The following is a 6,128-nucleotide window of genomic DNA, read 5'->3' on the forward strand; positions in this document are numbered from 1 at the left end:
CTCCTACGGCAAACGCTCCCAGCTAGAGCGACTGGACAGCGCCTGGTCGCTGGCGCAGCCTGGCCGCCATGAGCGGCTGGACCACCTGCCCGGGCTGCGGGTTGGAGCTGCCTGCCAGCGGCTCGACGCCCGACCCGCGCAGGAATGCCTCTCCGGAGTGCTGGCAGCTGTTCGGCGAGGTGCAGGGCTTCGAGCTCAACCACATCGAGCTGGTGCGCGACGACCACCAGCTGGCCGTGGCCGCCTACGCCGCGCAGCACGCCTCGCGCGACGCAGGCGGCGACATCCCGCCCACCGGCGTCGCCTACGCGCTGGTCGGGTTGCACCTGGCGCTGGACCGCGGCGTGCCCGGCGTGCGGGTCCGCGCCGCGCACCAGCGGATGGGCAGGCCCGACGCGTCCTGGCCGCGCCTGCCCGCACCCACCAGCACGGGGGCGGTGACGGTGTTCGACGTCGCCACCGCCGGCGCCATGGTCGACTCGGTGGCCGCCCACGCCCAGGCGGTGCGGGCGTGGGCCGCCGTGGTGTGGCAGGCGTGGGCCGCCCAGCACGCCGCGGTCGCCGCGCTGGCCGGCCGCCTCCTCCGGTGACCAAGCCAGCCGTAGGCGGGGAGTTGACAGGTCCCGTCTACCGAGTTCCGACTGGCCACCTATTGGCTCACTGACCGCCAAGTTGACCGCCCAGCCTGGCGACAGCAGACGCCATCGGTGGACGGCCCTGGACGGCAAGACTCGGGCTGAGCTGGGCAGATCGAGCCCACGGCGACGGGAGGTGCGGCTTACGAGAGCGGCGGTCAAGCTGTTCTGTACGCAGGCTGAGGCTGCGCAAGCAGCTTGGGCTTGGGTAGGTGAGCGCGCCGGCTCGGCGGCGCGATGTACCTTGCGCTCAGCCGTCGGAACTGCTCCAGGGAGGCCGCTGTGTCCAACCAGCCTGTCACCCGTGGATACGTCGTCGGACCAGGTGAGGGCGTGCCCGGCCGGGGACCCGACGTGAAGGCGTCCGGCCGGTCGACCGGCGGCAGCCTCACCGTGATCGAGGCCACCATCGACGGTGGGCCGCCGAGGCACACCCACAGCCGCGAGGACGAGAGCTTCTACGTCCTCACGGGGACCCTGGACGTAGAGTGCGGCGAGGACCGGTTCCGGGCCGGGCCGGGGTCGTTTGTGTTCCTGCCGCGCAACCTGCCGCACGTCTTCCGGTCCGTGGGTGGTCCGGCGACGGCGCTGCTGATCGTGACGCCGGGCGGGCTGGACGAGTACTTCGCGGAGCTGTCGGCGGCGCTGGCCGCGAACGCCGATGCGGCCCAGCTGCGGACGATCCAGCAGGCGTACGGCATCGCGCGGTCCTGACCGGCGCTCGGTCCGCGCTGGGTCCGCGCTGCAACGGTCGAGCATGGGCATCAGCGGTCACCACCGGTCGCCGACGGTTCGGAGGAGCCGCAGGTCGCCGGCCGTCCCGCTCACGCAGCTGGGATGATGCGAGCGGGCGATTCGGATTGTGGTCTCGACGGTCGAGAAGGGGAGGTCAGCATCTCCGGTTGCGCGAGGGAGCACCGATGAGTTCCCCCGACCGACCGGTCTATATTGACGACCGCGGCGGAACCAAGGCTCCGCCGAACCATCGATGCGAGAGGAGTCGCTATGCCCGGCCAGCCAGTGCACTTCGAGATCCCGGCGGACGACACCGCCAAGGGGCGTGAGTTCTGGGGCTCACTCTTCGGGTGGCAGTTCGAGGCCTCCCCCGGCCCGTTCGAGTACCACATGACCCGAATCAGCGACCAGGCGGGCGCGGCGATCACCAACATGGAGCCCGGCAAGCGCGGGATTCGCGCCTACTTCGACGTGGACGACATCAACGCCGGCGCCGCGCGCGTGAAGGAGCTCGGCGGCGAGGCGAACGACCCGGGCCCGGTGCCGGGCATGGGCTGGTTCGCGACCTGCAGAGACCCCCAGGGGAACGAGTTCGGCCTGTGGCAGAACGACCCGTCCGCCCCAGCCCCAACCGGGTAGACCGCATCAGCGGCTGGCGGCGTCTCCTACCAAGGCGCCGCCAGCTATCGTGTCGAGAGGGCCCTGGTCCTGCTCGCCGCGAACGTCTCGGCTGTTGGCCCGCGCCTGGCCCGCAGACGATCAGCAACGCCCGGTCAGCAAAGGACAACCGCGGTAAGCGAACGCCCAGCTAGACAGCCCCTCCCTGCCGGTCGCCGCACGTCAGGCGACCGCCGGGAAAGCTCTCTTAAGGCAACCGTTCTTGTGATCAGGAAGCCGGCTGCTGAGCTTCCGGGGCGGCGTACCAGGCGGATTCGTACGCCTCTCGCAGTAGCGACGTGATGGTCATGATCCCCACAAGCGCGTTGGTGCGCGTGAACTGCTTGGTGTGGACAGTGTGCGCCGAGGCGTGCCGGTTGAAGCGGTCAGGCACCGGGTCACCGCGGTCGGGCCAGAATTCCTCCAGGGCGCCGGGGATGGCCGCGAGCACCAGCGCAGAGCGCACATACCGGAGCGGGGCGTTGTCCCAGACGCCAGCGAGCTTGCGTCGTACCCCGCCATAGCTGAACTGTGGGGCAGCGAAGAGGAGCCGTAAGGCGGCGTCCAGCACCACGGTGGCCAGAGCCTGGGCAGGCTTCGCATGCTGGTCCTGAAATGCTCGGGCGGCCTCACGGGTGTTCTCAACGAACTCGGCCAGCTCGGGGGTGTCGATGTCGTCGAGGCAGGTGAAGCAGTCCTGCACGATCTCGGCCTCATGGTCGGCCAGGATCGCCCGCCGCGCCTCGATCCCCTCGGCGTGCACGAGCGCCACGACGATGTCGCCACGCGGCACCCATGCAAGAGGAATGCCATCCTGCTCCACCGTGTGAGCGATCATGCTGAGCATCGGCCAGGCATCACCGAACTGCCAGCTGGGTGGAGCACCTGCACGAAGCTGCTCCTTGAAGCTGGCGGCGAATCTTCGGAACGTCTTTGCCAGCTCCTCCTGGTGCTCGCGCACCGCCCGGAACAGATCCGGCGGGATGACCGGGGCGGAACGCGTCCCGCAGCACGTTGCTCGCCAGCACGCTGAAGCTGGCCGTCTTTGCCAGCTCTTCCTGGTGCTCGCGCACCGCCCGGAACAGATCCGGCGGGATGACGGGTATGGCTCTCAGGCCGGCGAAGTCGAACCGTATGGTGTGTTCGACGGCCTTGCTGACCTCGATCGGATCGGTGGTTGGGGAGTCCTCGTCGACCTCTTCGCGCTCATTTGCCATCGCCTGGTTGGCCACCGGCTCTTCGCCAGGTGCTCCATGGGTGCCTCGCGGGTCCTGCCGCTCGTCATCCATGGCGGGCAGGATACCTTTCCGGCGCTCGGCTTGGTGCCCAGCACGGCTCGCCGCCTTGCCTTGTGTATCCCTGAGGCCCGACAGACCCCGCCCGCATTCACCGCCGCAGAGAATCACTGACCGCCAAGTTGACCGCCGAGCCTGGCAACAGCAGGCGACAAGGGCAGACGAGCTCGGACGGCAAGACCCGTGCTGACCTGCGAAGGCCGAGCGCAGGATGACCGGAGGGGCGGCTTACGAGAGCGCCGCTCCCGTCCCAAGAGCGGTCGAGCCGGTCAGCCAGCCCGGTTCCGCACGACCCGGCGCTTACCTGTCCAGGTCGGGGAGTTCAGGCGACAGCCGGTAGAGTCCTGCCGTCGCCAGGTGCACGCAGTTCGAGCGGTGGAAGGAGAGCAGGCGATGCTGCGGGGCGAACGCGTCGTACTTCGGCCGATCCAGCGAGCCGACCTCCCGCGGTTGTGGGAGCTGTTGGAGGATCTCGAGGTCAAGGTGCTGTCGGAGACCGGACCGGTCCTGCCCTTCTCGCTCGCCCGGTACGAAGCCAGGTTCGACCAGGAGGCCGCCGAGCCGCCCAGGGATCAGACCTGGTTTGCCGTCGAGACCGACGGCGAGCTGCTCGGGCAGGGCGGGCTGTACGGGATCGACCACTTCAACCGCCGGTGTGAGCTCGGCATCGCCCTGGGCCAGGCCTTCTGGGGGAAGGGCTTCGGCCAGGATGCGGTGCGGGCGCTGGTCGACTACGCCTTCACGCACCTGAACATGAACCGGGTGGCGCTCCAGGTCCTGGCCGACGACGTCCGCGCCGTGGGCGCCTACCGGAAGGTCGGCTTCGTCGAGGAGGGCCGGCTGCGGCAACAGGCGTGGGTCCGAGGGCGCTTCGAGGACGAGCTGCTGATGGCGGTGGTGCGCGAGGACTGGGAGTCCCGCGGGGGGAAGGGCCGCTTCGGCGCCCAGGAACCCTGATGGTCGAGTTCGCTCCGACGGCATCCACGGGTCAACAACTCGGTCAAGCGGAGCATGGACGCTAGCTCATGTCGAGATCGGAACACCGCCCGTTGCAGGCCAGCGCCGCCTCGGACCGGCAGCCTGGTGACCGTGGCCTTCAGGTCGCGCCACCCGTGTGCCACAGGCGTCGTGGCCCGGCTACAGGTGCACCACCGGGCAGGTCAGGGTGCGCGTGACCCCGTTGATGGCCTGGATCCGCGACACCACTAGTTGGCCCAGGGCGTCCATGCTGCGCGCCTCGGCGCGGACGATGACGTCGTACGGCCCGGTCACGGGCTGGGCCTGCTGGACACCGTCGATCTCCGCGGCTGCACTGGCGACCTGCCCAGCCTTGCCGACCTCGGTCTGGATGAGGACATACGCGGTGACCACCTCGCACCACCTCCCAAACGTCGTACTGCCCAGTCAGGTCGTAACCTCTTCTGAAGGCGGTCCGGTAGGGTGACTGGTAGGCGCCCGGGTCGAGAGTAATACAGCCTGCCCACCCCGGGCGCCCGGCTCGGTGGCCCGACCACGGGCTACCCGCCGCTCAGTTCGTTTATCCATTACGGCCCGCTCTTGGCCCGCAGACGATCGGAAACGCACGGTCTCTAGAGGACAGCGCCGGTAAACGAACGCCCAGCCAGGAAGCCCTTCATGCTGGTCACCGCACGTCAGGCGACCGCCCGGAAAGCTCTCTTAAAGCAACCGTTCCGAGCCCTGACGGCTCACGTAGCTGGGTGCAGCGAGCGCCCGGCTGAGCGCCTCACACGTCCAGCCCTGTCTTGCTCCTGATCGTGGCCAGGGTGTTGTGGACGGCGCGCCCACCTGCGCGGCCGGCGTTGGGGGCTGAGGCGACGATGGCGGACCCGGCTGGCCCGATGACCTTCAGATGCCCGCTTGCCGTGCGCTCCACCTGTCCGCCTGCCCTCTGAACGGCGGCGACGATCTCCTTTGCTTCCTTGGAGCGCCAGCGTTTCGGGGTCACTCGTTTTTTCAGCGCCATACCAGGTCATCCTCAGCATCCAGGGACACTTCCCGGGGTCCCGATCGTAGTCCTGCCCTCACCGGCCGTGCCCTCGGCGTGCCCTAACCAAGGGATACGGGCGGTCACGAGCGGTCAATCACGGTTCGTTAGGATCGGCCCTGACCTGGCCGTTTGGCGTCGGAGCAGGAGCGGCCTTCCCCCTCGACACTGCCTTCCAAGCTCGTGACGCGGGTTCGATTCCCGTCACCCGCTCCACCGTCACCGCTGGTCGCAGGCTTGCCAGTATCCGCAGCACTCCTCCACCAGCGCCTACCGGGGTCACCGCGCCTCTGCATGCCCTTGCCGGTCTCCGCCGGCCTGGCGGCACCTGTGGATTGTGGTCGACGTAGTCGTCGGCGTAATACTCCTCGATCAAGCAGCTCGCTTGGCGGATGTATGGCCCCATCGCCGAGGAGGGCGACGCGAACCTCGCCCCTACACCGAGGAGCAGCTGGCCTTCCTTCGTGACTTCCTGCGCCACGGCCGCGAGCTCAGCGAACGAGACCTGAAGCGCATCCACGAGCAGTCCCTGGGCTTCGAGTGAGCCACTCTCTCCTACCGGTAAGGCGTAGCGGGTCAAGGCGTGGCGGGTCCGAGCCCCGGCCGATCCGCCCGAACCGGCCGGAGGCGGCAGCCATGCCGCCTCTAGCCGGCCGGGTAGCCCGGGGGGATCTCACCCCCGGGCTCCCACAGAACGGAACGTGACAGTCTCCCGTCATTCCGCTCGTCTCATCTGACCCGTTAGAACTCGGTCATCCAGGCCCAGTGGGTGAACAGGCCAGGCTGCCTGCGCAGCAGCCC

General features: G+C 69.0%; 8 protein-coding genes. 4 read left to right on the top strand and 4 right to left on the bottom strand.

The genetic code is table 11. The features are described 5' to 3' along the window. Nucleotides 1–68: 68 nt before the first annotated feature. The 3 genes from VG276_27605 (at nt 69) to VG276_27615 (ending at nt 2,009) form a co-directional block, all read left to right on the top strand. On the top strand, nt 69–590 hold the full coding sequence (locus tag VG276_27605; GenBank protein ID HEV8653054.1) for a DUF5946 family protein: 522 nt from the start codon (nt 69–71) through the stop codon (nt 588–590). A gap of 327 nt (nt 591–917) precedes the next feature. After that, a complete protein-coding gene (locus tag VG276_27610; protein ID HEV8653055.1) occupies nt 918–1,349 on the top strand; it encodes a cupin domain-containing protein in 432 nt (143 codons plus the stop codon). 291 nt (nt 1,350–1,640) lie between these two features. Beyond that, nucleotides 1,641–2,009, top strand: a complete 369-nt coding sequence (locus VG276_27615; GenBank protein ID HEV8653056.1) for a VOC family protein — start codon at nt 1,641–1,643, stop codon at nt 2,007–2,009. Nucleotides 2,010–2,256: 247 nt separating this feature from the next. Here the strand turns inward: VG276_27615 and VG276_27620 are convergent, their stop codons facing one another. Together VG276_27620 and VG276_27625 are read right to left on the bottom strand one after the other, a co-directional pair. Next, entirely contained in the window at nt 2,257–2,988 is a 732-nt protein-coding gene (locus tag VG276_27620) for a hypothetical protein (protein ID HEV8653057.1), read from the bottom strand. Continuing rightward, nucleotides 2,885–3,316 (bottom strand): hypothetical protein, encoded by a 432-nt coding sequence (locus VG276_27625; protein ID HEV8653058.1) that lies wholly within the window; start codon nt 3,314–3,316, stop codon nt 2,885–2,887. The genes VG276_27620 and VG276_27625 overlap by 104 nt, the downstream gene beginning before the upstream one ends. 399 nt (nt 3,317–3,715) lie before the next feature. Here VG276_27625 and VG276_27630 point away from each other — a divergent pair, with 399 nt between their 5' ends. Then, nucleotides 3,716–4,279, top strand: a complete 564-nt coding sequence (locus VG276_27630) for a GNAT family protein (GenBank protein ID HEV8653059.1) — start codon at nt 3,716–3,718, stop codon at nt 4,277–4,279. A 180-nt stretch (nt 4,280–4,459) separates the two neighbouring features. On the opposite strand, the gene VG276_27635 is transcribed toward VG276_27630, so the two are convergent. Both VG276_27635 and VG276_27640 read right to left on the bottom strand, forming a co-directional pair. After that, a complete protein-coding gene (locus VG276_27635; GenBank protein HEV8653060.1) occupies nt 4,460–4,693 on the bottom strand; it encodes an Lrp/AsnC ligand binding domain-containing protein in 234 nt (77 codons plus the stop codon). A 373-nt stretch (nt 4,694–5,066) separates the two neighbouring features. Then, nucleotides 5,067–5,306, bottom strand: a complete 240-nt coding sequence (locus VG276_27640; protein ID HEV8653061.1) for a hypothetical protein — start codon at nt 5,304–5,306, stop codon at nt 5,067–5,069. Nucleotides 5,307–6,128 lie beyond the last annotated feature (822 nt).

The organism is Actinomycetes bacterium (genome assembly GCA_036000965.1).
Lineage (GTDB): Bacteria > Actinomycetota > CALGFH01 > CALGFH01 > CALGFH01 > DASYUT01.

What these genes read in the sequence shown, in the direction of transcription:
- VG276_27605 (HEV8653054.1), top strand. Translation starts at nt 69, where the DNA reads ATGAGCGGCTGGACCACCTGCCCGGGCTGCGGGTTGGAGCTGCCTGCC.
- VG276_27615 (HEV8653056.1), top strand. Translation starts at nt 1,641, where the DNA reads ATGCCCGGCCAGCCAGTGCACTTCGAGATCCCGGCGGACGACACCGCC.
- VG276_27625 (HEV8653058.1), bottom strand. Translation starts at nt 3,316, where the DNA reads ATGGATGACGAGCGGCAGGACCCGCGAGGCACCCATGGAGCACCTGGC.
- VG276_27630 (HEV8653059.1), top strand. Translation starts at nt 3,716, where the DNA reads ATGCTGCGGGGCGAACGCGTCGTACTTCGGCCGATCCAGCGAGCCGAC.
- VG276_27640 (HEV8653061.1), bottom strand. Translation starts at nt 5,306, where the DNA reads ATGGCGCTGAAAAAACGAGTGACCCCGAAACGCTGGCGCTCCAAGGAA.